The following is a 22,460-nucleotide window of genomic DNA, read 5'->3' on the forward strand; positions in this document are numbered from 1 at the left end:
CCCGACCGTAGAACTGGTCCGAAGGACAGTTACGCTGCTACGTCGCATGCGCGTTGACTGCCAGGGTGCGGCCCGGTGAGGGTCACCCACCGGATCAGAACCGCAACCGTGGGCGGGTCCGGCAGTGGCCGCCACGAACAGGAAGCTTCACGATGCCGGCAGGCCATTCCACCGGTCGTTCCCGCCGTGACGGCCCGCGCGCCAGGCGCCGGGCCGCGCGGCGCAGGCGGCTGCGGCGCACGATCCTCATCGGCTCGGCGGCCCTCGTCGCCGTCTCGGCGACCGCCTACGCGCTGCTCCCCGAGGACGAGAGCACCACCGCAGCCAAGGGCCGCACCGCCTCCCGGACCGACGCACCGGACGGGGAGGGCACCGACGCCGCGGGGAACCCGCTCCCGCAGGGCGGCGCGAAGTCCCCCGAGGCCAAGCCGTCCCCCGCCGCGCCCTCGCCGCAGCCCGCCTCGCCCTCGCCGTCCACCGGCGCTCCCGCGACGCCGGGCAAGCCCGGCACCTTCGCCGGCTCGACCGGCTCCGGCGGCGTGCAGGGCAAGGGGACGACCCGGCGCTGGCGGCTGGAGGTCGAGGACGGCAGCGGGGTCGACCCGGAGGCGGCCGCCCGCTCCGTCGAGGCGATCCTCGGCGATCCCCGCGGCTGGACCAAGGACCCGCGGTACGGCTTCCAGCTCGTGGGAGCGGGCCAGCCGGTGGACTTCACCGTCAAGATCGCCTCGCCCAAGACCACCGACCTGCTGTGCGACGTGGTCACCCCGGAGCTCATCGGGGAGACCAACTGCCGGGTCGGGCACACCGTGGTGGTGAACCTCAAGCGCTGGAAGGAGGGTTCGCCGCAGTTCCGCGGTTCCGTGGAGGAGTACCGGGCGCTGATCGTCAACCACGAGGTCGGGCACGAGATCGGCCGCGGCCACGAGGGCTGCCCGGGCCCCGGAAAGCCCGCCCCTGCGATGATGCAGCAGATCAAGGGCCTGGACGGATGCACCTCCAATGCCTGGCCGTTCGACGCGAACGGAACCTATCTGTCGGGTCCGTCCGTCCTCTAGGGAAAGGACGGCCGACGGAGGGGCCGCCCGGGGGGTCGAGGAGTGGAACCGTGCGCGTCGTCAGCTTCAGCGTCCCATCGTGGTTCCCCTCGTACGAGGAGCCGGACGGGCCGCCCGCGCAGCACGGAAACCGGTCCTTCGAAGCGCTGCTGACCGAGCAGGAGTCCGCGGTGTTCCTGTGCCTGGCCACCGGCGCCTCCAACCGGGAACTCGCCGGGGAACTCCAACTGTCCGTCAGCACGGTCAAGTTCCACGTCGTGAACATACGGGCCAAGCTCGGCGGGATCAGCCGCCTCCAGGCCTGTCTGCTGGCCGCCCTCGCCCGGGAGGGCAGCAGACCGGCCGGCCTCCCGCCCCGCGAGCAGGCACCCGCCGCCGACGGGCCCCGCGCCGACCCGCTCAGCGGCGGCGGTGCAGCAGCCGTCCCCCGATGACCGTGGCCACGCACGTGGTCGCGCCCCGCGCCAGCAGCTCGGCCTCGTCCGCCACCGCGAACACCGCGAAGCGCGCCGCCGCGCCCGGCTCCAGCACCCCGTGGAAGGCCTCCGCCGCCGACGCCCGGCCCGCGAACGGATCCAGGGCCGGCCGCCCCTCGTAGGGCGCCGGCGGCAGGATCGTCAGGCCCGACCGGGACAGCGCCGTGCGCACCGCCGCGACCGTGAAGCGGCCGCACACCGCCACCACCCCGCGGGCCAGCAGCCGCTGCGTGCCGCGCCGTGCGCTGTTGCCCCACCGCGCCTCGGTCATCTTCAGGGCGTCCAGCGCCTCCGCGCCGCTGATCGGGTCCGCGCCGAGCTCCGTGACCTCGTACGGGTCGTCCGGGTAGTACGTCCGCTCCAGCAGCTCGTCCGCCCCGCGCACCAGCAGCCCCGGGGTGAGCACCCCGGGCCAGCGGCGGACCCGGGCGTGCGAATGGGCCGCGCCGAGCTCCTCGTACGGACCCACCCGGGCGATCCGGTCCCCCTCGACGAGGACCGCACCGCCTTCCAGCGGCGCGGATCCCGGTCCGGTGACGAGGAGTTCGGCGGCGTGCAGCGTCAGCATCGTGTCGCCACGCGTCAGTTCGCGGAGATGAGCTTCAGCTCGGGGTGCGCGGTGCCGCCCTCGATGGCGGTGGAGGAGATGTGCGAGACGACGCGGTCGTCGGCCGGGTCGTTCGCCGGGTCGTCGTGCACCAGGAGGTGCTCGTACGTCGTCGCGCGCTGCGCCGGCGTACGGCCCGCCTTGCGGATCAGGTCGATGATCTCCTGGCGGTTGGAGCGGTGCTTGGCGCCGGCCGAGGAGACGACGTTCTCCTCCAGCATGATCGAGCCGAGGTCGTCCGCGCCGTAGTGCAGCGAGAGCTGGCCCGCCTCCTTGCCGACGGTCAGCCAGGAGCCCTGGATGTGGGCGATGTTGTCGAGGAACAGGCGCGCGATCGCGATCATGCGCAGGTACTCGAAGATCGTCGCCTGGGTCCGGCCCTTGAGGTGGTTGTTCTCGGGCTGGTAGGTGTACGGGATGAAGGCGCGGAAGCCGCCCGTGCGGTCCTGCGTGTCCCGGATCATCGCGATGTGCTCGATGCGCTCGGCGTTGGTCTCGCCGGTGCCCATCAGCATGGTGGAGGTGGACTCCACACCCAGCTTGTGGGCGATCTCCATGATCTCCAGCCAGCGCTCGCCGGACTCCTTGAGCGGGGCGATCGCCTTGCGCGGCCGGGCCGGCAGCAGCTCGGCGCCGGCGCCCGCGAAGGAGTCGAGGCCGGCGGCGTGGATCCGCCGGATGGCCTCCTCGGCGGAGACGCCGGAGATCCGGGCCATGTGCTCGACCTCGGACGCGCCGAGGGAGTGGATGACCAGCTGCGGGAAGTCCTTCTTGATGGCGGAGAAGTGGTGCTCGTAGTACTCGACGCCGTAGTCCGGGTGGTGCCCGCCCTGGAACATGATCTGCGTGCCGCCGAGCTCGACGGTCTCCGCGCAGCGGCGCAGGATGTCGTCGAGGTCGCGGGACCAGCCCTTCTTCGTGTCTTTGGGGGCCGCGTAGAAGGCGCAGAACTTGCACGCCGTGACGCACACGTTCGTGTAGTTGATGTTCCGCTCGATGATGTACGTCGCGATGTGCTCGGTACCGGCGTAGCGGCGGCGGCGCACCGCGTCGGCCGCCTGCCCCAGCGCGTGCAGCGGCGCGTGGCGGTAGAGGTCGAGCGCCTCTTCCTTGGTGATCCGGCCCCCCGCGGCGGCGCGGTCGAGGACAGACTGGAGAACGGCCTGGTCGGTCACCGGGAGTCACCTTTCGGCGGTGTGTCTGTGTTCAAGGTCCGGACCGATCCAGCCTACGCCAGGGCCCGGCGGCGGATTTCAGGGGCTGCGGGTGAGGTCGCCTTCGGGGTTTCCGGCCGGGGAGTCACCCGACTTGTAGTGCAGGGTCCCGTTCTCGTTGAGGGTGAAGCGCTCGTTCGTGGAGCCGTTGGAGCACAGGCCGGGCGCCGGGTTGGGACCGGCGGAGGTGTCCAGGACCAGGGTGCGGTCCGTCGCCGAGACGAGCCTCCAGTCCCCGCCGCAGTCGGTGCCGAGGACGGGGATGATCGACTTGTCGCGGCCGACGATCTCACCGACCCGGCCCGCCTTGATGGTGATCTCGAACTCGGTGGTCAGGCGCGCGTTGGTGGTGACGGTGCCCTTCCACGTGCCGATGAGCCCCTGGGGGACGTCGGTACGGGTCCCGGCCGCGGGCGACGCGGGGCTCGCCTTCGGCTCCGGGGCCGAGGCGCCCGGGGCCGGCGAGGAGGCGGAGGGGTGCGCGCCGGCGCCGGCCGCGTCACGCCGCTCGCCGCCCTGCCCGGGCAGCAGTTCCAGGAAGTAGATCCCGCCGGACAGCACCGCCAGGACGGCCGCGGCGGCCAGCACGAGGGTGCAGCTGAACCGGCGCCCGGCGGCGCTGACGCTGACCTGCCGCCCGCCGGCGGCGGTCCGCGGCGGCGGCACCGCGCCCGCCCCGGGGGCCGCGCCGGCGGTCTCGGTGGGGCTGCCGTACGGGCCCGCGGCCGGGAGTGCGTACGGGGAGCCCGCGCCCTGGCCCCCGTACGAGGGGTCCGGCGCCCCGAAGCCGGCGCCCGGGCCCGCGGGGGTGTACGTCCCGGCGGTGAACGGCACCGGGCCGGAGGCGGCCTCCGGGACGGCCGGGCCGGCGACTCCGGCTGCGGCTGCGATTCCGGCAGAGGCCCCGGCCGGGGCCGGGCCGGCGTCCGCGGGGTCCTCGGAGGACTCGGCGTCCAGGTCGAGCAGGGCCACCGCGGCCCGGCTGGCCGCCTCGACCAGCGGGGCGGGGAGCCAGCCGGGAGCACCGAGGGCCCCGCCGAGGGCATCGGCGACCGCATCGGGGGCGGGCCGGTCGGCGGCCGTCTTGGCCAGGCAGGCCTCGATCAGGTCGCGGAGGTCACCGGCCGGGAGCTCGCCGAGCTCGGGCGGCTCGTGGACCACCTTGTAGAGGAGCGTGGCCGAGTTGTCCCCGCTGAAGGGCGGCCGGCCGGTCGCCGCGAAGGCCAGCACCGCGCCGAGCGAGAACACGTCCGCGGCCCCGGTGATCCCCTTGCCGAGGATCTGCTCGGGCGACATGTAGCCGGGCGAGCCGACGGAGACGCCGGTGGAGGTCAGCGAGGCGGTGCCGTCCGTGGCCCGCGCGATCCCGAAGTCGATCAGCCGCGGCCCGTCGAGGGTGAGCATCACGTTCGACGGTTTCACGTCCCGGTGGACCAGGCCCAGGCCGTGCACGGCCACCAGGGCGCGTGCCAGCCCCGCGCCGATGGCCCGAACCGAGGGCTCGGGGAGCGGCCCGTGCGCGGCGAGCGCGCGGTCCAGGGAGGGGCCCGCCACGTATCCGGTGGCCACCCATGGGACCGGGGCCTCCGGGTCCGCGTCCAGCACCGGGGCGGTCCACTCGCCGCCGACCCGCCGGGCCGCCTCGACCTCGCGGCGGAAGCGGGTCCGGAACTCCTCGTCGGAGGCGAAGTGCGGGTGCACGATCTTGACGGCGACGGTCCGGCCGCCCGCACTGCGGCCCAGGTAGACACGGCCCATGCCGCCCGCGCCGAGCCGGCCGAGCAACCGGTACGCGCCGATGGTGCGCGGCTCACCGGCTTCGAGCGGATGCATCCCGTCCCCCAATTCCCCGTGATCCCGGGCGTCTTGTGACACCCCGGCCGAGCAGCAGCCTAGGGGGTGCCTTGCCGATCATGCCGGGGAGAGGGGCGGGGCGTCACTCTTTTGCATTTCCCCGTGCCGGTGGAGGAATGCGGAAAGGACGGGAATTCCCGGGAAACCGGGCATTCAGCTGCCGGGCACTTCGGATCAACCGGCGGTAAAGCCGGTCAGCACTCCTGGACCATCGCACTCAGCAGCTCCACGGACACATCCGCGGGATACCCCGTCGTGGGTCCGGTTCGGCGGGCGAATTCCCGTACACCGGCGAGCTGATCGGGTCCGAAGCGGAAGTCGAGCGTCGTGAAGTACCGCTCCAGCAGCTCCGCGTCGAAGGCCTCCCAGCGGGCCGCCTGTTCGGCGACCTTGGTGACCTCTTCGAGGGACAGGTCACGGGAGGCGAGGAAGGCCTCGTGGACCTTCTGCACGACGGCGGGCTCGCGGGCGAGGTAGTCCTTGCGGGCGGCCCAGACGGCGAAGACGAAAGGCAGTCCGGTCCACTCCTTCCACATGTGCCCCAGGTCGTGGACGGTCAGTCCGAGCCGGGGCGCGTCGTGGAGGGAGGCCCGCAGCGCGGCGTCGCCGATCAGCACGGCGGCGTCGGCCTCCTGCATCATCACGCCCAGGTCGGGCGGGCAGGTGTAGTAGTCGGGGCGTACGCCGTACTGCTCGGAAAGCAGCAGCTGGGCCAGGCGTACGGACGTACGGGAGGTCGATCCGAGGGCGACGCGGGCTCCGTCGAGCTGCTCCAGCGGGACCTGCGAGACGATCACGCAGGACATCACGGGACCGTCGCAGCCGACCGCGAGATCGGGGAAGGCGACGAGCCGGTCGGCGTTGCGGAGGAATTCGACGAGGGTGATCGGGGCGATGTCCAGCTCCCCCTCGACGAGCCGCTGGCTGAGCTTCTCGGGGGTGTCCTTGGTCAGCTCCAGGTCCAGCAGCGTGCCGGTTCTGGCGAGCCCCCAGTAGAGGGGCAGGCAGTTCAGGAACTGAATGTGGCCGACGCGGGGCCGGCTGCGGTAGACGTCCACATCGCGAGACTAGTCCCACGGTCTGCGTCAGCCTTGCGGCGGGTCTCAAACGTCCGGGTGACGTGATCTTTCCCTCTGGTCTCCGCCGCAGGGTGCGTGCTAGGCTCGACGCAAGTTGCAGTTTGGTTTCCCTTGCAGTACGAGGCCTGCGGAGAATGTGACCCGCAGGCTTTTGTAGTTTTCAGACTTCTTAGCAGGTTCTGGAGCAGGGCGACCCTTTGGCCCATAGGAGGGCTCATGGCTACCGGAACCGTGAAGTGGTTCAACGCTGAAAAGGGCTTCGGCTTCATCGCCCAGGACGGCGGCGGCCCGGATGTCTTCGTCCACTACTCCGCGATCAACGCCTCTGGCTTCCGCTCCCTCGAGGAGAACCAGACGGTGAACTTCGACGTCACGCAGGGTCCGAAGGGCCCGCAGGCGGAGAACGTCACCCCGGCCTAGTCGCCTGGGCCAACCTCAATCGCGGGTTGGAAAAGCAGTACCCAAGGAGCCCCGTCACCCCTGCGCGAGCAGAGCGGCGGGGCTCCTGCCTTTCCCCTCCGGGGTGGGGGGACCGAAACGCCTCTGGGCCCGCACCGTGTGCACGGTGCGGGCCCAGAGGCGTGGTACGGCCGGTGTTACTTCGGGGCGGTGGCCGGGGCCGGGGCGGTGATCTCGATGTCGATGACCAGGGTCACGTCGTCCGGGGTGACCAGACGGAGCTGGTAGGTGCCCGGGGCGAGGTCCGCGTCCGTGTGGAGCTCCGGCAGGACGATCCGGCCGTCGGCAGCGGTCGCCGCCAGGGTGAGGCTGAAGACCTTCTTACCGGCCGCGTCCTTGAAGTACGGGCCCTTCGCGGTCGCCGGGTCGGCCGGCACCCACGTGCCGTCCTCCTTCTCCTGGCCGAAGCCTGCGACGACACCGGACACCGCGACGGCCTTGCCCTTGGCCGTGGCCAGGACCTCGACGCCCTTGATGCTCGTACCGGCGACCGCCGTCGGGGGCTTGGAGCCCGTGGGGCGGGCGAGCAGGTCGGCGGCCGGGGCCGTGACCTTGCCCGCGAAGTTCACCGTGAGCCGGCTCGTGGTGTCGTAGGCCGAGGCGCGCAGGGTGAAGGTGCCCGCCGCGGCGCCCGCCTTCAGGCCGGGGGCGGCGGCGATGCCGTCGGCGCCCGTCTTGACCACCAGGGACTTCGCCGTCCCGAAGAGGGTGCCGGGCGTACCGGTGGTGTCCTCCTCGACCGCGAAGATCACTTCCCGGCCGGCGGCGGGCTTGCCGTCGCTGAGGAGCAGCTTGACCCGCGGGACCACCGTGAAGGCCGCGCCCGCCTCGGCGGTGAGGCCCGGACCGTCCAGCACCGTCAGCTCGGCCAGGTGCGGGGCCGGCTTCTCCGGGGTCGGAGTCGGGGTCGGGGTGGGCGTGGGCGTCGGGGTGGGCGTCGGCTTGGGAGTCGGCGTCGGCGTCGGCGTCGGCTTGGGGGTCGGCGTCGGCGTGACCGGGTTCTGCGCCGGACGCGGCGTGGGCAGGGTGCCCGGCTGCGCGGGCGGGTAGTTCCCGACCGGCGGGTTGGCCACCTCGGTGGCGCCCTGCTGGTACTGGCGCATGTAGCCGAGCACGGTGTTCACGTACTCGCGGGAGTTGTTGTAGCTGAGGATCGCCTTGTCGAGCTCGGCGGCCACGGAGAGGTTCCGGTCGCCGCCGCACAGGTAGAGGCCGGCGCCCAGCGCGGCGTCGTAGATGTTGTTCGGGTCCCGCTTGGCGTCGCCGTTGCCGTCGGCGCCCCAGGTGGCCCAGGTCGAGGGGATGAACTGCATCGGGCCGACGGCGCGGTCGTAGACCACGTCGGCGTCGAACTCGCCCCGGTCGGTGTCGCGGATCTCGGCGAAGCCGTTGCCGTCGAGGCGCGGGCCGCGGATCGGCTTCTCGGTGGAGCCGTCGGCCTTGAGCCCGTAGCCGGAGGCGTGGACCGACTCGACCCGGCCGATGCCCGCGAGCAGCTGCCAGGGCAGCTTGCAGTTGGGCAGCGCGGCGGCCACGGACACCTCGGCGCGGTGGTAGGCGTCGAGGGCGGTCGCGGGTATACCGCTGGCGCCCTCCTGCGCGCCCGTTCCCGTCCCCGCGGCGGGCGGCGGGTCGGCGACGATGTCCGGCAGGTCGAGCCGGGCGTCACCGCGGTCGGTGGCCTGCGGGCTGTCCGGGGTCGGTTCGGACTCTCCCGCATCCGCGGTCGACGGAGTGGACACGACCGCGGCAGTGGTCAGGCTGGCCGCGAGCGCGGCCGTGCACAGGACCTTGCGCGAGGTGTTGACGATGTGGCGGTGAAGCGGCTTCACAGTGCGGCGATCCCCCCAAGGAGCCGTTCAAGGGTATGCGGCCGGTCCGGCCGTGAATATCCACTGTCTATCAGGTATTCCGACCCGACTCGCCGTCCCCCCGGCAGATGTGACGCACCATTCGTCTCGACTTCACCGGGGTCTGATGACAGAACGGACAACGGTGTCAACTCTCCGTCCGAAATGGCCCGAAGACCACCTGATTCCAGCCAGATCCCGCACGTTCAGGACAACCGAACGCGAGGGCGGTCACGCTGGCCATCGCTGCCGGCCACGGCCCGCCCGGCCACCCCGCCGAAATGTGACCCGGATCACTCGGGAAGAACCGGCGGGACCGATGCATTTTGCCGGGCCCGCCGGTCTTAGCTGCGTACACACCGACACACCGGTCAACGAACCGGTCAACGAACCGACCAACGAATCGGCCGACCGACCGACCCGGACAGCAGAGGAGCGCATCCCATGCGCATCGTCATCACCGAATTCATCAGCCTCGACGGCGTCGTGCAGGCCCCGGGCGGCCAGGGCGAGGACAACGACGGCGACTTCGCCCACGGCGGCTGGACCCACCCCTTCTTCGACCCGGAGGTCGTCGGCGGCTCCTTCACCGAGGCGCTGGAGAAGGCCGACGCACTGCTGTACGGGCGCCGCACCTGGCAGAACATGGCCGCAGCGTGGCCCGAGCGGGCCGGCGACCCGTTCGCCGACCGGATGAACGCCCTCCCGAAGTACGTCGTGTCCGACACCCTCGGCGACGACGAACTGACCTGGAACAACACCACGCGCATCGACGGCGCCAAGGCCGTCGCCCGCATCCGTGAGCTGCGTGACGGTGACGGCGGCGACCTGGTGGTCATGGGGAGCCCCACCCTCGTACGCACCCTGCTGAGCGAGGGCCTCGTCGACGAACTCCGGCTCATGATCATGCCGGTGCTGCTGGGCGGCGGAAAGTCGATCTTCCCGGAGGACGGCGGCCTGCACACCCTCGAACTGACCGCCACGGCCATCAGCCCGGCGGGCGTGCACGTGTGCACCTACCGCCCGGCCGCCAAGGCCTAGCCGCGACCGGAGCCGCACCCCGCCGACGGGACCGCGGGCAGGCCGCACGGCCGGGCCGGTCGGCGGGAGCCGGCCGTGCGGCCCGTCGGATCAGGGTGGTGCGCTCCGTCAGAACAGGGCGTTCCCGATCCCGGCCAGGAGGCCGGCCACCGCCGCCAGCACGATGGCGGCGAACAGACCGGCCAGGGACGCGAGAAAGTACCCGTCGCCGTTCGCCACGGTGCCGGTGCGCGCGCAGGCGAACAGCCAGGCCGCGAGCGTCAGGAACGGTACGAGCAGGAGACCGGCGGCCGCGCCGAAGTTGAACACGGCGCCCCCCGACAGCTCGTACGCCCGGCCCCTGGCCGTCCGCACCTCCACCCGGGCGCCGGGCCGGTACTCGTCGGCGGCCGTGGCCAGCACGATCTCGCGCGCCGCCTCGCCGGACCGGCGCGGGGTGTACCAGCCGGTGCAGTCGGTACCGGTCGTATAGCCCTCCGCGTCGGTGGCCTCGTAGCAGCGGTGGACCCTGAAGACCCCGTCGACGGGCCCAAAACCGAGCACGGCCCCCATCTGCGGTCCGGGCAGCACCCACATCAGCCACCCGGCCGCCGCCAACGTGACGACCACCCCGACCCCGGCCACACCCCGCCCCAACCCCCGCACAACAGCGCGCACACCGGCCCCCTCTCCCGTGCAGCCCGATACCCGCAAGGCGAAGCCGTAACGCACCACCGGCCCGCCGTTTCCGCGGGCCGCCGCCCCCGCCCCGCGCGTGGCCTCGTACACGCCCCCGCTTCGGGGCGTCAAGACCCGAGATGCCGTGGCGTGACCGGGTGGGGGTGGCGGGGCGCAATGGTCGTACGAGGTCCGGGCCGTTCAGACCGGTCGGCCGGGGACACCGCTCACCCGCAGCACCGAGGAGTACGTCATGACCAGCATCCACCGTCTCGCCCTGCTCAAGGCGGCCATCGCCGTGGGAGCCCTGCGCGTGGCGCCCGGCGCGATCAAGGGCTCCGGGGAGCGCGCGGCCACCGGCACGCTCGTCCCCATGCGGCCCGCCGCCCGGGGCGCGCCCGAGCGTCCCGTGCGGGCGTTGCCGCGCAGCCACCGGGCCGACGCCGCCTGATGCGGCGGCGGGGCCGCCGGCGTGTCAGGGCGCGGGGGTACGGGACGGGCGGCGCAGGACGGTGGCCGCAACGGCCAGGGCGGTGACGAGGAGGGCCGCGCCGACCGCGAAGGACAGGTGGTAGCCGCCGGTCAGGGCCTCGGAGACGGGGCGGCCGGCGGCGGCGAGGGACTCGGTGCGGGAGGCGGCGAGGGTGGAGAGGACCGCGACGCCGAGGGCCATACCGATCTGCTGGGTGGTGTTGAAGAGGCCGGAGGCCAGTCCCGCGTCCTCCTCCTTCGCACCGGACATGCCCAGCGAGGTCAGGGCGGGCAGGGCGAGGCCGAATCCGGCGGCGAGGAGCATCACGGGCAGCAGGTCGGTGACGTAGTCCGCCTCCCCCGCGCCGCCGGGGATCCGGGTCAGCAGACCCAGTACGCCGATCAGCAGGACGATGCCGGTCAGGAGGACCCTGCGTTCGCCGAAGCGGGCATTGAGGCGGGCCGAGACGGTCAGGGAGACCACGCCGATGACGGCCGCGGCCGGGAGCATCGCGAGGCCGGTACGGGCCGCTCCGTAGCCGAGCACGTTCTGCATGTAGAGCGCGACGAGGATCTGGAAGGAGAAGAGGGCGGCGACCATCAGCATCTGGACCAGGTTGGCGCCGGTGACGCTGCGCGAGCGGAAGATCCGCAGGGGCATGAGCGGGCTCTGCGCGGTGGCCTGGCGGACGAGGAATCCGGCGAGCAGGGCGAGGGAGAGGGCGCCGAGGCCGAGCGTGTGGGCCGAGGTCGCTCCGTACTGGTCGATCCCGACGACGGTGTAGATCCCGAGCATCAGTCCGGAGGTGACGAGCAGTGCGCCGAGCGTGTCCGCGCCGGCCTTCAGACCGAGGCCGCGGTCGCCGGGCAGGGTGGGGAGGGCGACGAGGACGGCCGCGATGCCGATGGGCAGGTTGATCAGGAAGATCCAGTTCCAGGCGAGCGCGTCGGTGAGGACGCCGCCGAGGACCTGGCCGATCGAGGCGCCGGCCGCGCCGGTGAAGCTGAACACCGCGATGGCCTTGGCCCGCTCGCGGGGCTCGGCGAAGAGCGTGACCAGGATGCCGAGGCTGACGGCCGAGGCCATCGCGCTGCCGATGCCCTGAAGGAATCGGGCGGCGATCAGGACCCCGGGGGACGCGGCGGCGCCTGCCAGCAGCGACGCGGCGGTGAAGAGCCCGGTCCCGGCGAGGAACATCCGCTTGCGGCCGATCAGGTCGCCGAGGCGGCCGGCGAGCAGGAGCAGGGAGCCGAAGGCGATGAGGTAGGCGTTGACGACCCAGCTCAGCCCGGCCGGGGTGAAGCCGAGGTCGCTCTGGATGGCCGGCATGGCGACGGTGACGATGCTGCCGTCGAGGACCGTCATGAGCATCCCGGTCGCCAGTACGCCGAGCGCGAGCCGACGGGAGCGGGTGGCTGCCGGGGCCGCAGCCGAAGTGACGGCTTGGGCAGGCTCGACTCTCGGCGCAGCCGCAGACGCGACCGCGGGGGTCTGCGTGGCTGCAGATGCGGAAGCGGCGGCCTCAGGCACGGACACGGGCACGGACGCAGTCGGGGACACAGACGGGGGAACGGACACGGACACGGCGGTCTCTCCTGTCGTCGGGAGCCAACAGGAAAGACCGTAGCAGATAGTTTTGTTGCAGACTATCTACTACGGACCCGAGCCTTGCGCCCGTCGCGTCGTCACCCCTTCTGCCGCGCCCTCCGCGCCGGCCGCGGCCCCTCGACCGGGGTCTCCAGATGCCCGGTGACCAGCCGGTTCAGCGCGCGCAGCAGCACCTCGCGCTCCTCCGCGGGCAGCGAGTCCAGCGCACCGGCGTGGACGCCGTCGACGATCTTCCGGCTCTGCTGCGCGACCTTCGCCCCCGCCTCGGTCACCGCGATGATCCGCGCCCGCCGGTCGGTGCTGGACGGCCGGCGCTCGGCCAGACCGGCCTTCTCCAGCGCGTCGACGGTGACCACCATCGTGGTCTTGTCCATGTCCCCGATCTCGGCGAGCTGCGCCTGGGTGCGCTCCTCCTCCAGGGCGTGCACCAGTACGCAGTGCATGCGCGGGGTGAGTCCGATCTCGGCGAGCTGCGCGCTCATCAGGGTGCGCAGCACGTGACTGGTGTGATCCAGGAGGAAGGACAGGTCCGGTTCGGTGCGCTTGGGTGCCATGGCCGTCATGTCCGCCAGCGTAACGGCATTCGATCCGTCGCGGATTATCGGCAAACGGACGACTCGCACGACCCGCCACACGACCGACCCGCACCACGACCGACCCGCACCACGACCGACCCGCACCCTCACCCCTCGCGCGGCCCCCGGTACAGCTCGTCGATGCGGTCGGCGTAGTCGCGCGCGATCGCGCCCCGCCTGAGCTTCAGCGACGGGGTCAGATGGCCGCGCGCCTCGGTGAAGTCGCCCGGCAGGACGGCGAACCGGCGGATCGACTCGGCCCGCGACACCAGCTGGTTCGCGTCGTCGACGGCCCGCTGGAGGTCGGCGAGCAGTTCCTCGTCCCGCACCAGTTCCCGCATCGGCACGTTCTGCTTCTTGCGCATCTGGCGCCAGTGCCACAGCCCGTCCGGCTCCAGGGTGATCAGCGCGGCGATGTACGGGCGGTTGTCGCCGACCACCATGCACTGTCCGACCAGCGGGTGCGCCCGCAGCCAGTCCTCCAGCGGCGCCGGGGCCACGTTCTTGCCGCCGGAGGTGATGATCAGGTCCTTCTTGCGGCCGGTGATGGTGAGGTACCCGTCCGCGTCGAGCTCCCCGATGTCCCCGGTGGCCAGCCAGCTGCCGGACGGGAGGGCCTGCCCGCTGTTCCAGTAGCCCGCGAAGACGTGCCGGCCGCCCAGCAGCACCTCCCCGTCCGGCGCGATCCGCACCGCCGTGCCCGGCAGCGGCCAGCCCACCGTGCCGAGCCGGGGCCGCAGCGGCGGGGTCACGGTGCTGGCGCCGGTCGTCTCCGTGAGCCCGTAACCCTCGAAGACCTCGATGCCGGCGCCCGTGTAGAAGGCGGCGAGTCTGCGCCCCAGCGGTGATCCGCCGCTCAGGATGTAGCGGACGCGGCCGCCGAGCGCGGTCCGGATCCGCCGGTAGACGAGCGGGTCGTAGAGCGCCCGCGCGGCACGCAGCATCGGCCCGGGCGCCTTGCCCTCGATGCTCTCGCCGAACCGGCGCGCGATGCGGGCGGCCCGGTCGAAGGAGGAGGCGCGGCCCATCTTCTCGGCGGTGGCGCGGGCGGTGTTGTAGACCCTCTCCAGGACGTAGGGGATGGCCAGCAGGAAGGTCGGGCGGAAGCCGGCGAGGTCGGCGAGAAGGTCCTCGGTACGGATGCTGGGCGCGTGCCCGAGCTTGACGCGGGCCCGCAGGCAGCCGACCGCGACCATCCGGCCGAAGACGTGGCTGAGCGGCAGGAAGAGCAGCGTCGAGGCCGGGTCCTTGCTGACCGATCTGAAGACGGGGTGCAGCAGCTCGATGGAGTTGTCGACCTCGGCGAAGAAGTTGGCGTGGGTGATGACGCAGCCCTTGGGCCGGCCGGTGGTGCCCGAGGTGTAGATGAGGGTCGCGACGGAATCGGGGGTCCGGTTGCCCCGCCGCGCGTGCACGAGGGCATCGGGGATGCGCTCCCCCGCCTTCACCAGCCGGCCGATCGCGCCCGTGTCGAACTCCCACAGGTGGGCCAGCCACGGCAGGTTCGCCCGCTCGGCGCTGATGATGCGGGCCTGCGCGGTGTCCTCGACGGCGCAGGCCACGGCGCCGGAGTCCTGGATGATCCAGCGCGCCTGGAGGGCGGAAGAGGTGGGGTAGATCGGTACGGTCACCAGCCCGGCCGCCCATCCGGCGAAGTCGAGCAGGGTCCACTCGTAGGTCGTACGGGCCATGATGGCGAGCCGGTCGCCCTCGCGCAGCCCTTCGGCGATCAGGCCCCTGGCGACGGCGAGGACCTCGGCCGCGAACTCGGCGGCCGTGACGTCGTGCCAGGTCCCGTCGGCGTCCTTGCGGGCGAGTACGGCCTCGTCCGGGGCCTGTGCGGCGTTGTCGAAGGGGATGTCCCCGAGGGAGCCGTGCGTGGGGACCGGGGCGAGCGCGGGCACCCGTACCTCGCGCACCACTCCGTCGACGACCGTCCGGACGGGCTCCACCAGCTTCGGCTCCGCTTCCACGGCGCACCCTCCTCGGCTCACACGAGTGTTACCGCCGGTAATTTACGGAGGGGAAACCCCGTCCGACCAGCCCTCGGAGCCCTTCTTCACCGACGCTCCACGCGGCCACCGCCGCCACCGCACCGCGCGAGGGAATTGAGGAGGGCCGCTCCGCGGGCCGCGTCGTCGACGCTCACCGCGAAGTCCTTGCCGCCCGCACGGACGACCAGGCACTCGCCGGCGCGCAGCATCACCGTCGTGCCGAGACCGCTCAGCCGGTAGCCCCAGCCGCCGACCTGCGCCGGCCGGCGCTCCTCCACCCGGGCCGACTCCACCACGGCCGCCGGCCAGCGCCGTACGGGCCATCCGAGCGGGCCGAACGCGACCTCCAGGCCCTCCCCCGTGACGCGTGCCCGTACGGAGGAGCACGCGAGGACCGCGAGGGCGGCGAAGGCGAGCGGCCCCACGAACCACACCGGCCCGTCCACCAGGCCGCCCGCCCCGGCGACCGCGCCGACGGCAGCGGCGGCGCCCAGCACGGCCGCGGTCAGCCGGAGCCACGGGTTCGACGTCCGCGCGAGCCATACGAGCCGCTCACCGGCGGGAACGTCCATGACGGGGCCGCGGGCCGACGGGCGGCCGGCGCCCGGCACCCCCGCCCGCCNCCGGCGGGAACGTCCATGACGGGGCCGCGGGCCGACGGGCGGCCGGCGCCCGGCACCCCCGCCCGCCGATCGACGAACCACCCGGTCGCGGCGGCCGCCACGACCGCGGCGCACACCGCCGCCGCGACCCACACATCCGGCAGGTCGGCCCGGCGCCAGTCCACCTGGTCCAGGTTGGCCCGTACGACCACCGCCTGCGCACCGGCCAGGGCCACACCGCCGGGCAGCAGCGCGGTCGCCGCCCAGGCCCGGGCGGCGGCGAACGCCGCGACCCCGAGGACCAGTACGGCCCACACCGCCACCGGGAAAACCACCGCGCCCGCGAACGACGAGGCTCCGTCGGGCGCGCCGGACGGGCCGCCCCAGTGCGTGGCCATCCGGTCGGGCAGCCGTCCGCGCGCCGCCAGCGGCAGCGCGACCAGCACCACCGGTATCCCGGCCGCCCAGCCGGCTAATCCCCAACCCCTGCCACCGTTCACGGCAACTCCCTGATCATCTCGATGAGATCGGCCTTCCCGTAGCCCAGGCGGGCTCCGTCCGCCACCAGTTCGCGTACGCGCTCCAGCAGCTCGGAGCGGCGGTCCGCGCCACCGGCCACGGTCACCCCGCGCCCGCGCCGGAACTCCAGCAACCCCTCGTCGCGCAGGGCCCGCAGGCCGCGCAGGACGGTGTTGGTGTTGACGCCCAGCGCCTGCGAGAGGTCCCGCGCGGGCGGCAGCCGGTCCCCGGGCGCGCACTCGCCCTCGGCGATGGCCCGCCGCACGGCCGCGGCGACCTGTTCGTGCAGGGGGCGGTGATCCGCGATGTTCAGCCTCAGCAGCATGGTGCCATTGAAGCTAGCACCATCGCTCTCATCTGTTCAACGGTCTTCGCCTCGGGCCGGGTTGGGCGGGGGCGATATTGCGCCGCGAGCTGCGGCGATGCCGTGCGAAACTCCTGCGACCGATCACGGAGGAAGAGACACCGCATGCGCACCACCATGACCAGACCGGGGCGGGCCGCCCGGGCCGCCCGGGCCGCGGCAGCCGTCGTCGGCGCGATACTCGTCGCCGGATGCGGTGGCGGCGACGCCGTACGGGCGGGCGCCGCGACACCCGCCGCCCCTGCCGCCCCCACCCCTGCCCCTGCCGCCGCCCCGACGGCCTTCGGCAAGGAAGCCGTACGGGCCGACCTGGCCGCGGCCACCGAGGCCGCCGGCCTCCCCGGGAAGACGACGCCCCTGACCCCTACACGCCCGGCCTCGCCCGACCCTGCCGACCTACCGACCACCGACAGGGAGCGGGCCCGGGACGAGGTGGTGGCGCGGATGGCGGAGTGCAGTGTCGGCTGGTCACTGTCGAACGGCCCGGACTCCGCGCAGGACCCCGCGGAGGCGCGCAAGCAGTTCTACGCCGCCCTCGCCGGTCTGGTGGAGCGGGGCTGGAAGGAGTTCCGCCCCGTCGAGGAGGTGCCGGTCGGCAAGAGCTCGATGGTCATGGCCCAGTACAAGAAGCAGGAATGGACCCTCCACGCCCGCCACGTCGCGGGAGTGCTGGACATGGCCACGATGATGGCCACCGAGGACGCGTGCGGCGCCCGCTTCACCGACGCCGAGCTGGACCTCCTGGAGGACTGACCGGTGCCAGTGCGCGAATACGTGGCCGGAATGTCCGTACCGTGGCGGTCCAGCGCCGCAGTGTTCGAGCAGATCGCGACCCGGCACGGCATCACGGCGGATGCCTGCACGATGGAGGCGGCCTGGGCCGCCTTCGCGGAATTCGTGCAGGTACCGGTCGAGGGGATCGCAGGACCCGAGGACGACGGGGACGGGTTCATCGTCGAGTGGGGCGTCCGGGACTGGAACGGCAACCGGCTGGCGCTGTCCCTCGGGCGACTGCTGGCCGTCAGCGAGCACGGCGACCGCAGCGATCCGTACTGGCAGCCCGAGTACTGGAAGGTGGAGCTCGAAGTGTTCTTCGCCGAGGACTCTCCCTGGGCGGGCCCACTGGCCGACGGGGGCGGCGACAGCGGCTTCGACTTCGCCGCCATCGGCACGCCCAGGGCGGATGCGCTCGCGGCCACACTCCGCTTCATCGACCAGGAACCCCTCCTCGGCGTGATGTGGCGATCCGCTCCGACCGGCGCCGAGGTCACGCTGGACCGGGCGGGCTAAGGGCCGGCGGACACCGACAGGGCCTCGACGACGAAGAACAGGAACGTCGGCTTGTGGGAGAGGTCCCGGAAGGCGTCGGGGAACAGGTCGCGGGCGGCCGGGTCCGGCTGGGGTTCGGCGATCGTGGAGAGGCGGAAGCCGGCGGTGGTGAAGGCCTCGGTCATCGCGTGCAGCGGCTTGCGCCAGAACCTCATCGGGGCGGAATGCCCGCCGATCACCCACTCGAAGGCGTAGTCGGTGGTCGCGAAGTAGTCGGGCCGGGGCTCCTGGAAGGTGTAGGCGACGAAGGGGTGGTCCACCGAGGCGAGCAGCCGCCCGCCGGGCCGCAGCACGCGCCGCAGCTCGGCCAGGGTCGACCCCCAGTCCTCCAGGTAGTGCAGGACGAGCGACGCGATCACGTCGTCGAACTCGCCATCGGTGAAAGGCAGTCGGTCCCGCAGGTCGACGCGGTGCAGCGGCACGCCCTCCCCGAGCCGCCGCCCGGCCAGGGCCAGCATGGCGGCGCTGACGTCCAAGCCGGTGACGACGGCACCGCGCTCGCGCAGTGCCGCGGCCAGGGGGCCCGAGCCGCAGCCGGCGTCCAGGATCCGGCGGCCGCGCACGTCCCCGGCGAGGGCCAGCATCGCGGGCCGCTCGTAGTGGGCGTTGACGAGGCTGTGCTCGTTCTCCGCCGCGTACGCCTCGGCGAAGCCGTCGTAGTCGTTCGCAGTGTTCGCGGGCTCGGGCAGATCGGATAAGCGTTCCATCTCCGCACCCTACGCAGCCACGGCCGGCGGGCAGCCGCTGCACCGACCCGGGGTCGGGGCACGGAAGGCGCGGTCGCAGCCGTCGCAGTTCTGGAGCGGGTCCGGCCGTGCGGGTTTCGCAACGGCCGGGGCCGGCGGGGCGGGCGGCAGCTGCGGCGGGAGCAGGGCGGTCAGCCGGTACGCCAGGACGGACGCGGGGCGGCGCATTTCCTCGGGCAGGTCCGTCGTCAGGGCCCACCGGATGTCATCGGGGTGGATGCCGCGCTCCAGCCAGGTCGAGACCTGCGGCGAGAGGCGGTGCACGTCGCGTTCGGCCAGCAGCAGCCGCGGGTCGAGCCGCCGCAGCCCGGCGAGCAGCTCGACGGCCCCGGGGTGCGGCGGCTGCGCTTCGGGGACCGCCGCAGCCTCCGGTTCCGGTGTCGGCTCGGGGTCCGGTGTCGGCTCCGGGTCCGGGTCGGGTTCCCGATCTGGCGGCTGAGGCGGGGGCGGGCCGTCCGGGGCGGGGCCCGGCTTGTTGTACGAGTACGTACGGGTCACCACCCGCCCGCCCTCCAGCCGCTCGCGCCGCCGCTCCAGGTAGCCGTGCCGCTCCAGCTCCCGCAGGGCGGAGGCGATCCGCACCTCGCCCTCCGGGAAGCGGCCGGCGAGGGCCTTGATGCCGACGGGGGCGCCGTCCGGCAGCGACTGGATGTAGGCCGCGACGCCGATCGCCGTCGCGGACAGCTCGCGGTGCTGGAGGAGGTGGTTGCCGACCACGGTGTAGTGACTCGCGTGCCACGTGTTGACGTGGATGACACCGGATCGGGCGGCGCCGGAGGGAACGAGGGACGTGGCGCGCGAGGGCGCGCTAGGGTGCTGTGGAGCCATTGGGAAGTGGTGCTACTTCCTTGTTGGTCAGGCCCTCGGCCGGGATGCCAGTCCCACCGGGGGCCGTCTCATGTCTGGGGTTGTCGCGGCGAGCATATGCCCGCCAACCCACCCGAAATCCAGCTCAGTTGACACCTTTCACCCGACCGAGCGACGGGGGCCGGGTTTGGTTGGTGGGTTGGTTCTTTCCCTCGGTTCTTTGGTCTTTATGCGTCTAAGCACGCCGGGTCGCGGACCCCCGTGACCCGGCCGTGAGGGGTACCTCCGCCCACACCACCTTGCCCGGCAGCGGCCCTTCCCTGACGCCCCAACGGTTCGCCAGCGCTTCGACGATGACCAGTCCGAGCCCCGCGTCGCGGATGCGCGGGATCCGGTCGCCGCGCGCGTCCGTCACCTCGATCAGCAGCGTCTCGGGGGTCGCCGTGAGGGCGAGCCGGAAGTCCCGGCCTGGCACGCGCCCATGGGTCACGGCATTGGCGGCGAGCTCCGCCACGACGTGCGCGGGTTCGATCAGGGGCAGTCCCCAGCCACGCAGTTGCTCGACGGTCAGGAGACGGGCGAGGCGTGCGGCGCGCGGGGTCGCGGACAGCTGGACCTGGAAGTCGACGAGTTGAGGAATCACATCACTCAGCGTGTCCGTGCGTGCGTACCGTGAGAAGCGGCACCGCCCCTGCGTCCCGGGTTTGTCCGGGGCTTGTCCGGACCCGTCCCGACTGTCCGGACCGACCCGACGGGTACGAGGCGTTGCGTACATCGGCTCGTCGGAGGTGGGCGCGCATGAGCGTGGACAGTGACGGTACGGAAGAGCCCGGCTGGGACGTCGATCCGGAGGATGAACAGGGCGCGGCGGTGGTGGCCGCGCTGGGCCGCCAGCTCAGGGCGTGGCGCGAGGCGGCCGGCCTGCGGCCCGCGGATTTCGGGGCGGCCATCCAGTACGGGGAGGACCAGGTCCGCAAGGTCGAGTCGGGCAAACGGATCCCCCGCCCCGAGTACCTGGACAGGGCGGACGAGGTCCTGGACGCCGGGGGCCGGATCTCCGCGATGAAGGCCGACCTGGAGCAGGTGCGCTACCCGAAGAAGGTGCGGGACCTGGCGAAGCTGGAGGCGAGGGCCGTCGAGATCGGGGCGTACCGCATCCACGGCATTCACGGAGTTCTCCAGACGGCGGAGTACGCCAGGGCACTCTTCGAGATGCGCCAGCCCGCCTACAGCCAGGACGAGGTGGAGCGGTACGTGGCCGCACGCATGGCTCGGCGTGCCCTCTTCAAGCGAAATCCGGCTCCGTCGCTCAGCATCGTCCAAGAAGAGGCGAGTCTGCGTCGGCGCATCGGAGGCACAATGGTGTGGCGCCGACAGCTCGAACGCCTGTTGGAGGTGGGCCGGTTGCGGCACGTGGCCCTGCAGGTGATGCCGATCGACCGGGAGGTCCATGCCGGCATGGACGGTGGGATCGAGGTCCTGAAGTTCGAGGACGGTACTGCCGTGGGTCGCTCGGAAGGCGCTTTCGGCGGACGACCGGTCTCCGACCCGAGGCAGCTCCGGATCCTTGAGCTGCGCTATGGCATGATCCGGGCCCAAGCCCTCACCCCCCTGGAGTCGCGGGACTTCATCGAGGAACTGCTGGGAGAGACATGACCGACAACCGCGAGCTCGACTGGTTCAAGAGCAGCTACAGCGACGGCAGCGAAGGCGACTCCTGCGTCGAGGTGGCCGCCACCCCCCACGCGGTCCTGGTCCGCGACTCCAAGGACACCGCACGCGCGCACCTGGCCTTCGGCCGCCCCGCCTGGGAAGGGTTCGTCGCCCAGGCGTCCGAAGTCTGACGGAACCGAAGGTTCCCGCCCCGCGTCTCCCGATGAACGGTCGCCAACCATGCGGGGGATGAATGTCGTTCGACGCGGAACGGGCGCAGCGCGAAGCCTCCGGGAGCCGTCGACCGGTGCGCTGGGTGTTCGCGCTGCCCCTCGCCCTGGTGCACGCCCTGAACGCCGTCCTCGTCTACGCCGCCGTGTTCAACGGCCCGCAGGCCGCATGGGACCACCAGGGATACGAGGGCACGGCGGCAGCCGTCTTCCTCTCTCTGTGCCTGAGCCTGCTCGGGGTCGTGATCACGTTCCTCCCGCCCGTCCGCAGGGCGCTGGGCCCGTGGTGGTTCGCGCCGCCGCTCGTGCTGGGGGTGATCGCGTGGGTTCGTATCGAGACGCTCGGCTGAGGCTCCCCCGCGAGGACATCGACCTCCCCGAGGACCGCGGCTGCCTGCGCCTGGTGCTCGCCGTCCCGCTCGTCGCGCTCTACGTCCCCGCGGCGTACACCTGCTGCCTCGCCCTGGCCATGCGCCCCGCCTCGCCCTACGACCAGATGCGCGAGGACGCCCGTTTCATGGGCGGCTTCTCGGTGTTCCTGTGCCTGCTGGGCCTGCTGATCACCGTCACCCCGCTCTACCGCCGCACGATGGGCCGCTGGTGGTTCGCGGCCCCGGTCCTGATAGCGGCGACCGCCTACGCCCGCGCCCGCACGGTCTGACGCGCGTGGCGACGCCCATGGCATCGATCCTGAAGGAGACTCGACGCCCGATGAGCAGAGAGCGGCGCGGCAGGTGGCGTCCGGTGCTGGTCTGCGGGCTGGTGTTGGTCGGCGGACTCGTGAGCGGGTGCTCGGGGACCGTGCAGGGCGGTGCCCCGGCCGCGGAGCGCTCGTCGGGGCAGCTGACGCAGTGGGTGGACGGTGCCACCGTGGAGTCGGTCTCCAAGACGCTCGGGGTGCAGCTGCCGGAGGCGGCGACCGAGGCGAAGGCGGCGCACCTGCAGGGCTTGCAGGACGACGGCCTGATCCTGGCCTTCGTCCTTCCGACGGCCGAGGTCGACGCGTTCGTCGGCTTGCTGAAGCCGGAGCGGCCGCTCCGGCTGCGGGAGCAGCCGCTCGCCCTGAGCACGAATCCGACGACGCCGTTCTCGCACCTCGGGCTGCCGGAGCCCGAACTGCTGGCCCAGGTCCGCGAGGGTCAGGTGTGTGCGCCGTGCGAGGAGGACCTCAACTGGCTGAAGGTCGCGGTGGCGCGGGTCGACGACCGCACCAGCCGGGTCTACCTCAGAGGAGTCGACTGAGCGGTGGACACGCCGCCGCTCCCG

At 72.6% G+C, this 22,460-nt stretch carries 25 protein-coding genes; 12 read left to right on the forward strand and 13 right to left on the reverse strand.

The features are described 5' to 3' along the window. Window positions 1-152 precede the first annotated feature (152 nt). Both AAT21_RS25875 and AAT21_RS25880 read left to right on the forward strand, forming a co-directional pair. A complete protein-coding gene (locus AAT21_RS25875) occupies window positions 153-1,058 on the forward strand; it encodes a DUF3152 domain-containing protein (protein ID WP_046779313.1) in 906 nt (301 codons plus the stop codon). A 50-nt stretch (window positions 1,059-1,108) separates the two neighbouring features. Continuing rightward, window positions 1,109-1,492 (forward strand): response regulator transcription factor, encoded by a 384-nt coding sequence (locus AAT21_RS25880; protein WP_046779314.1) that lies wholly within the window; start codon window positions 1,109-1,111, stop codon window positions 1,490-1,492. On the opposite strand, the gene AAT21_RS25885 is transcribed toward AAT21_RS25880, so the two are convergent. From AAT21_RS25885 to AAT21_RS25900, 4 genes are all read right to left on the reverse strand, one after another. Beyond that, window positions 1,458-2,102, reverse strand: a complete 645-nt coding sequence (locus tag AAT21_RS25885; protein WP_046779315.1) for an imidazolonepropionase-like domain-containing protein — start codon at window positions 2,100-2,102, stop codon at window positions 1,458-1,460. The two genes, AAT21_RS25880 and AAT21_RS25885, sit on opposite strands and share 35 nt — an antisense overlap. A gap of 14 nt (window positions 2,103-2,116) precedes the next feature. After that, window positions 2,117-3,316, reverse strand: coding sequence for a cyclic dehypoxanthinyl futalosine synthase (gene mqnC / locus AAT21_RS25890; RefSeq protein ID WP_030653412.1), 1,200 nt, complete (start codon window positions 3,314-3,316; stop codon window positions 2,117-2,119). Window positions 3,317-3,394: 78 nt separating this feature from the next. Further along, window positions 3,395-5,188, reverse strand: a complete 1,794-nt coding sequence (locus AAT21_RS25895) for a serine/threonine-protein kinase (RefSeq protein WP_046779316.1) — start codon at window positions 5,186-5,188, stop codon at window positions 3,395-3,397. Window positions 5,189-5,403: 215 nt separating this feature from the next. Then, on the reverse strand, window positions 5,404-6,267 hold the full coding sequence (locus AAT21_RS25900; protein ID WP_046779317.1) for a menaquinone biosynthetic enzyme MqnA/MqnD family protein: 864 nt from the start codon (window positions 6,265-6,267) through the stop codon (window positions 5,404-5,406). Between the two features lie 237 nt (window positions 6,268-6,504). On the opposite strand from AAT21_RS25900, the gene AAT21_RS25905 reads away from it, so the two are divergent. Next, complete coding sequence (locus AAT21_RS25905; RefSeq protein WP_030012116.1) at window positions 6,505-6,708, forward strand: cold-shock protein; 204 nt, start codon at window positions 6,505-6,507, stop codon at window positions 6,706-6,708. A 176-nt stretch (window positions 6,709-6,884) separates the two neighbouring features. Here AAT21_RS25905 and AAT21_RS37055 read toward each other — a convergent pair whose 3' ends face one another. Then, window positions 6,885-8,579 carry a lytic transglycosylase domain-containing protein gene (locus AAT21_RS37055; protein ID WP_107081380.1) on the reverse strand — a complete coding sequence of 565 codons (1,695 nt, stop codon included), beginning with the start codon at window positions 8,577-8,579 and terminating at the stop codon, window positions 6,885-6,887. Between the two features lie 462 nt (window positions 8,580-9,041). On the opposite strand from AAT21_RS37055, the gene AAT21_RS25915 reads away from it, so the two are divergent. After that, window positions 9,042-9,638, forward strand: coding sequence for a dihydrofolate reductase family protein (locus tag AAT21_RS25915; RefSeq protein ID WP_046779318.1), 597 nt, complete (start codon window positions 9,042-9,044; stop codon window positions 9,636-9,638). 108 nt (window positions 9,639-9,746) lie between these two features. Here AAT21_RS25915 and AAT21_RS25920 read toward each other — a convergent pair whose 3' ends face one another. Continuing rightward, a complete protein-coding gene (locus AAT21_RS25920) occupies window positions 9,747-10,295 on the reverse strand; it encodes a hypothetical protein (protein ID WP_157879785.1) in 549 nt (182 codons plus the stop codon). 253 nt (window positions 10,296-10,548) lie between these two features. Between AAT21_RS25920 and AAT21_RS25925 the strand changes: the two genes are divergently transcribed. Beyond that, window positions 10,549-10,746 carry a hypothetical protein gene (locus AAT21_RS25925; RefSeq protein ID WP_046779319.1) on the forward strand — a complete coding sequence of 66 codons (198 nt, stop codon included), beginning with the start codon at window positions 10,549-10,551 and terminating at the stop codon, window positions 10,744-10,746. A gap of 24 nt (window positions 10,747-10,770) precedes the next feature. Here the strand turns inward: AAT21_RS25925 and AAT21_RS25930 are convergent, their stop codons facing one another. From AAT21_RS25930 to AAT21_RS25950, 4 genes are all read right to left on the reverse strand, one after another. Further along, window positions 10,771-12,138 (reverse strand): MFS transporter, encoded by a 1,368-nt coding sequence (locus AAT21_RS25930; protein ID WP_046779320.1) that lies wholly within the window; start codon window positions 12,136-12,138, stop codon window positions 10,771-10,773. A gap of 314 nt (window positions 12,139-12,452) precedes the next feature. Next, window positions 12,453-12,938, reverse strand: coding sequence for a MarR family winged helix-turn-helix transcriptional regulator (locus AAT21_RS25935; RefSeq protein WP_046779321.1), 486 nt, complete (start codon window positions 12,936-12,938; stop codon window positions 12,453-12,455). Window positions 12,939-13,057: 119 nt separating this feature from the next. Then, window positions 13,058-14,923 (reverse strand): AMP-dependent synthetase/ligase, encoded by a 1,866-nt coding sequence (locus AAT21_RS25940; RefSeq protein WP_235439223.1) that lies wholly within the window; start codon window positions 14,921-14,923, stop codon window positions 13,058-13,060. Between the two features lie 1,119 nt (window positions 14,924-16,042). Next, a complete protein-coding gene (locus AAT21_RS25950) occupies window positions 16,043-16,390 on the reverse strand; it encodes a GntR family transcriptional regulator (RefSeq protein ID WP_046779323.1) in 348 nt (115 codons plus the stop codon). 144 nt (window positions 16,391-16,534) lie between these two features. Between AAT21_RS25950 and AAT21_RS37760 the strand changes: the two genes are divergently transcribed. Next, window positions 16,535-17,182: a hypothetical protein gene (locus AAT21_RS37760; RefSeq protein ID WP_046779324.1), complete on the forward strand. Its 648-nt coding sequence runs from the start codon at window positions 16,535-16,537 to the stop codon at window positions 17,180-17,182. A gap of 3 nt (window positions 17,183-17,185) precedes the next feature. Further along, window positions 17,186-17,719 carry a hypothetical protein gene (locus AAT21_RS25960; RefSeq protein ID WP_157879787.1) on the forward strand — a complete coding sequence of 178 codons (534 nt, stop codon included), beginning with the start codon at window positions 17,186-17,188 and terminating at the stop codon, window positions 17,717-17,719. Here AAT21_RS25960 and AAT21_RS25965 read toward each other — a convergent pair. The 3 genes from AAT21_RS25965 to AAT21_RS25975 all read right to left on the reverse strand — a co-directional run bounded on the left by AAT21_RS25965 (window position 17,716) and on the right by AAT21_RS25975 (window position 19,954). Next, window positions 17,716-18,465: a class I SAM-dependent methyltransferase gene (locus AAT21_RS25965; protein WP_046779326.1), complete on the reverse strand. Its 750-nt coding sequence runs from the start codon at window positions 18,463-18,465 to the stop codon at window positions 17,716-17,718. The two genes, AAT21_RS25960 and AAT21_RS25965, sit on opposite strands and share 4 nt — an antisense overlap. Before the next feature lie 9 nt (window positions 18,466-18,474). Beyond that, window positions 18,475-19,332, reverse strand: a complete 858-nt coding sequence (locus AAT21_RS25970) for a helix-turn-helix domain-containing protein (RefSeq protein ID WP_046779327.1) — start codon at window positions 19,330-19,332, stop codon at window positions 18,475-18,477. Window positions 19,333-19,546: 214 nt separating this feature from the next. Continuing rightward, window positions 19,547-19,954: an ATP-binding protein gene (locus AAT21_RS25975; RefSeq protein ID WP_235439224.1), complete on the reverse strand. Its 408-nt coding sequence runs from the start codon at window positions 19,952-19,954 to the stop codon at window positions 19,547-19,549. A gap of 155 nt (window positions 19,955-20,109) precedes the next feature. Here AAT21_RS25975 and AAT21_RS25980 point away from each other — a divergent pair, with 155 nt between their 5' ends. From AAT21_RS25980 to AAT21_RS26000, 5 genes are all read left to right on the forward strand, one after another. Next, window positions 20,110-20,967 (forward strand): helix-turn-helix domain-containing protein, encoded by an 858-nt coding sequence (locus AAT21_RS25980; protein WP_046779328.1) that lies wholly within the window; start codon window positions 20,110-20,112, stop codon window positions 20,965-20,967. Then, window positions 20,964-21,155, forward strand: a complete 192-nt coding sequence (locus AAT21_RS25985) for a DUF397 domain-containing protein (protein ID WP_046779329.1) — start codon at window positions 20,964-20,966, stop codon at window positions 21,153-21,155. The genes AAT21_RS25980 and AAT21_RS25985 overlap by 4 nt, the downstream gene beginning before the upstream one ends. Before the next feature lie 62 nt (window positions 21,156-21,217). Next, window positions 21,218-21,544, forward strand: a complete 327-nt coding sequence (locus AAT21_RS25990; protein ID WP_046779330.1) for a hypothetical protein — start codon at window positions 21,218-21,220, stop codon at window positions 21,542-21,544. After that, window positions 21,517-21,855, forward strand: a complete 339-nt coding sequence (locus tag AAT21_RS25995; protein WP_046779331.1) for a hypothetical protein — start codon at window positions 21,517-21,519, stop codon at window positions 21,853-21,855. Before AAT21_RS25990 ends, AAT21_RS25995 begins: the two co-directional genes overlap by 28 nt. A gap of 50 nt (window positions 21,856-21,905) precedes the next feature. Continuing rightward, window positions 21,906-22,436 carry a hypothetical protein gene (locus AAT21_RS26000; RefSeq protein WP_157879788.1) on the forward strand — a complete coding sequence of 177 codons (531 nt, stop codon included), beginning with the start codon at window positions 21,906-21,908 and terminating at the stop codon, window positions 22,434-22,436. The last annotated feature ends 24 nt before the right edge of the window (window positions 22,437-22,460 follow it).

It is taken from the genome of Streptomyces yangpuensis, assembly GCF_001005295.1.
Lineage (GTDB): Bacteria > Actinomycetota > Actinomycetes > Streptomycetales > Streptomycetaceae > Streptomyces > Streptomyces yangpuensis.

What these genes read in the sequence shown, in the direction of transcription:
- AAT21_RS25930 (WP_046779320.1), bottom strand. Translation starts at nt 12,138, where the DNA reads ATGCTCATGACGGTCCTCGACGGCAGCATCGTCACCGTCGCCATGCCG.
- AAT21_RS25935 (WP_046779321.1), bottom strand. Translation starts at nt 12,938, where the DNA reads ATGACGGCCATGGCACCCAAGCGCACCGAACCGGACCTGTCCTTCCTC.
- AAT21_RS25875 (WP_046779313.1), top strand. Translation starts at nt 153, where the DNA reads ATGCCGGCAGGCCATTCCACCGGTCGTTCCCGCCGTGACGGCCCGCGC.
- AAT21_RS25905 (WP_030012116.1), top strand. Translation starts at nt 6,505, where the DNA reads ATGGCTACCGGAACCGTGAAGTGGTTCAACGCTGAAAAGGGCTTCGGC.
- AAT21_RS25985 (WP_046779329.1), top strand. Translation starts at nt 20,964, where the DNA reads ATGACCGACAACCGCGAGCTCGACTGGTTCAAGAGCAGCTACAGCGAC.
- AAT21_RS25895 (WP_046779316.1), bottom strand. Translation starts at nt 5,188, where the DNA reads ATGCATCCGCTCGAAGCCGGTGAGCCGCGCACCATCGGCGCGTACCGG.
- AAT21_RS25950 (WP_046779323.1), bottom strand. Translation starts at nt 16,390, where the DNA reads ATGCTGCTGAGGCTGAACATCGCGGATCACCGCCCCCTGCACGAACAG.
- AAT21_RS25915 (WP_046779318.1), top strand. Translation starts at nt 9,042, where the DNA reads ATGCGCATCGTCATCACCGAATTCATCAGCCTCGACGGCGTCGTGCAG.
- AAT21_RS37760 (WP_046779324.1), top strand. Translation starts at nt 16,535, where the DNA reads ATGCGCACCACCATGACCAGACCGGGGCGGGCCGCCCGGGCCGCCCGG.
- AAT21_RS25965 (WP_046779326.1), bottom strand. Translation starts at nt 18,465, where the DNA reads ATGGAACGCTTATCCGATCTGCCCGAGCCCGCGAACACTGCGAACGAC.
- AAT21_RS25990 (WP_046779330.1), top strand. Translation starts at nt 21,218, where the DNA reads ATGTCGTTCGACGCGGAACGGGCGCAGCGCGAAGCCTCCGGGAGCCGT.
- AAT21_RS25970 (WP_046779327.1), bottom strand. Translation starts at nt 19,332, where the DNA reads ATGGCTCCACAGCACCCTAGCGCGCCCTCGCGCGCCACGTCCCTCGTT.
- AAT21_RS26000 (WP_157879788.1), top strand. Translation starts at nt 21,906, where the DNA reads ATGAGCAGAGAGCGGCGCGGCAGGTGGCGTCCGGTGCTGGTCTGCGGG.
- AAT21_RS25980 (WP_046779328.1), top strand. Translation starts at nt 20,110, where the DNA reads ATGAGCGTGGACAGTGACGGTACGGAAGAGCCCGGCTGGGACGTCGAT.
- AAT21_RS25925 (WP_046779319.1), top strand. Translation starts at nt 10,549, where the DNA reads ATGACCAGCATCCACCGTCTCGCCCTGCTCAAGGCGGCCATCGCCGTG.
- AAT21_RS25885 (WP_046779315.1), bottom strand. Translation starts at nt 2,102, where the DNA reads ATGCTGACGCTGCACGCCGCCGAACTCCTCGTCACCGGACCGGGATCC.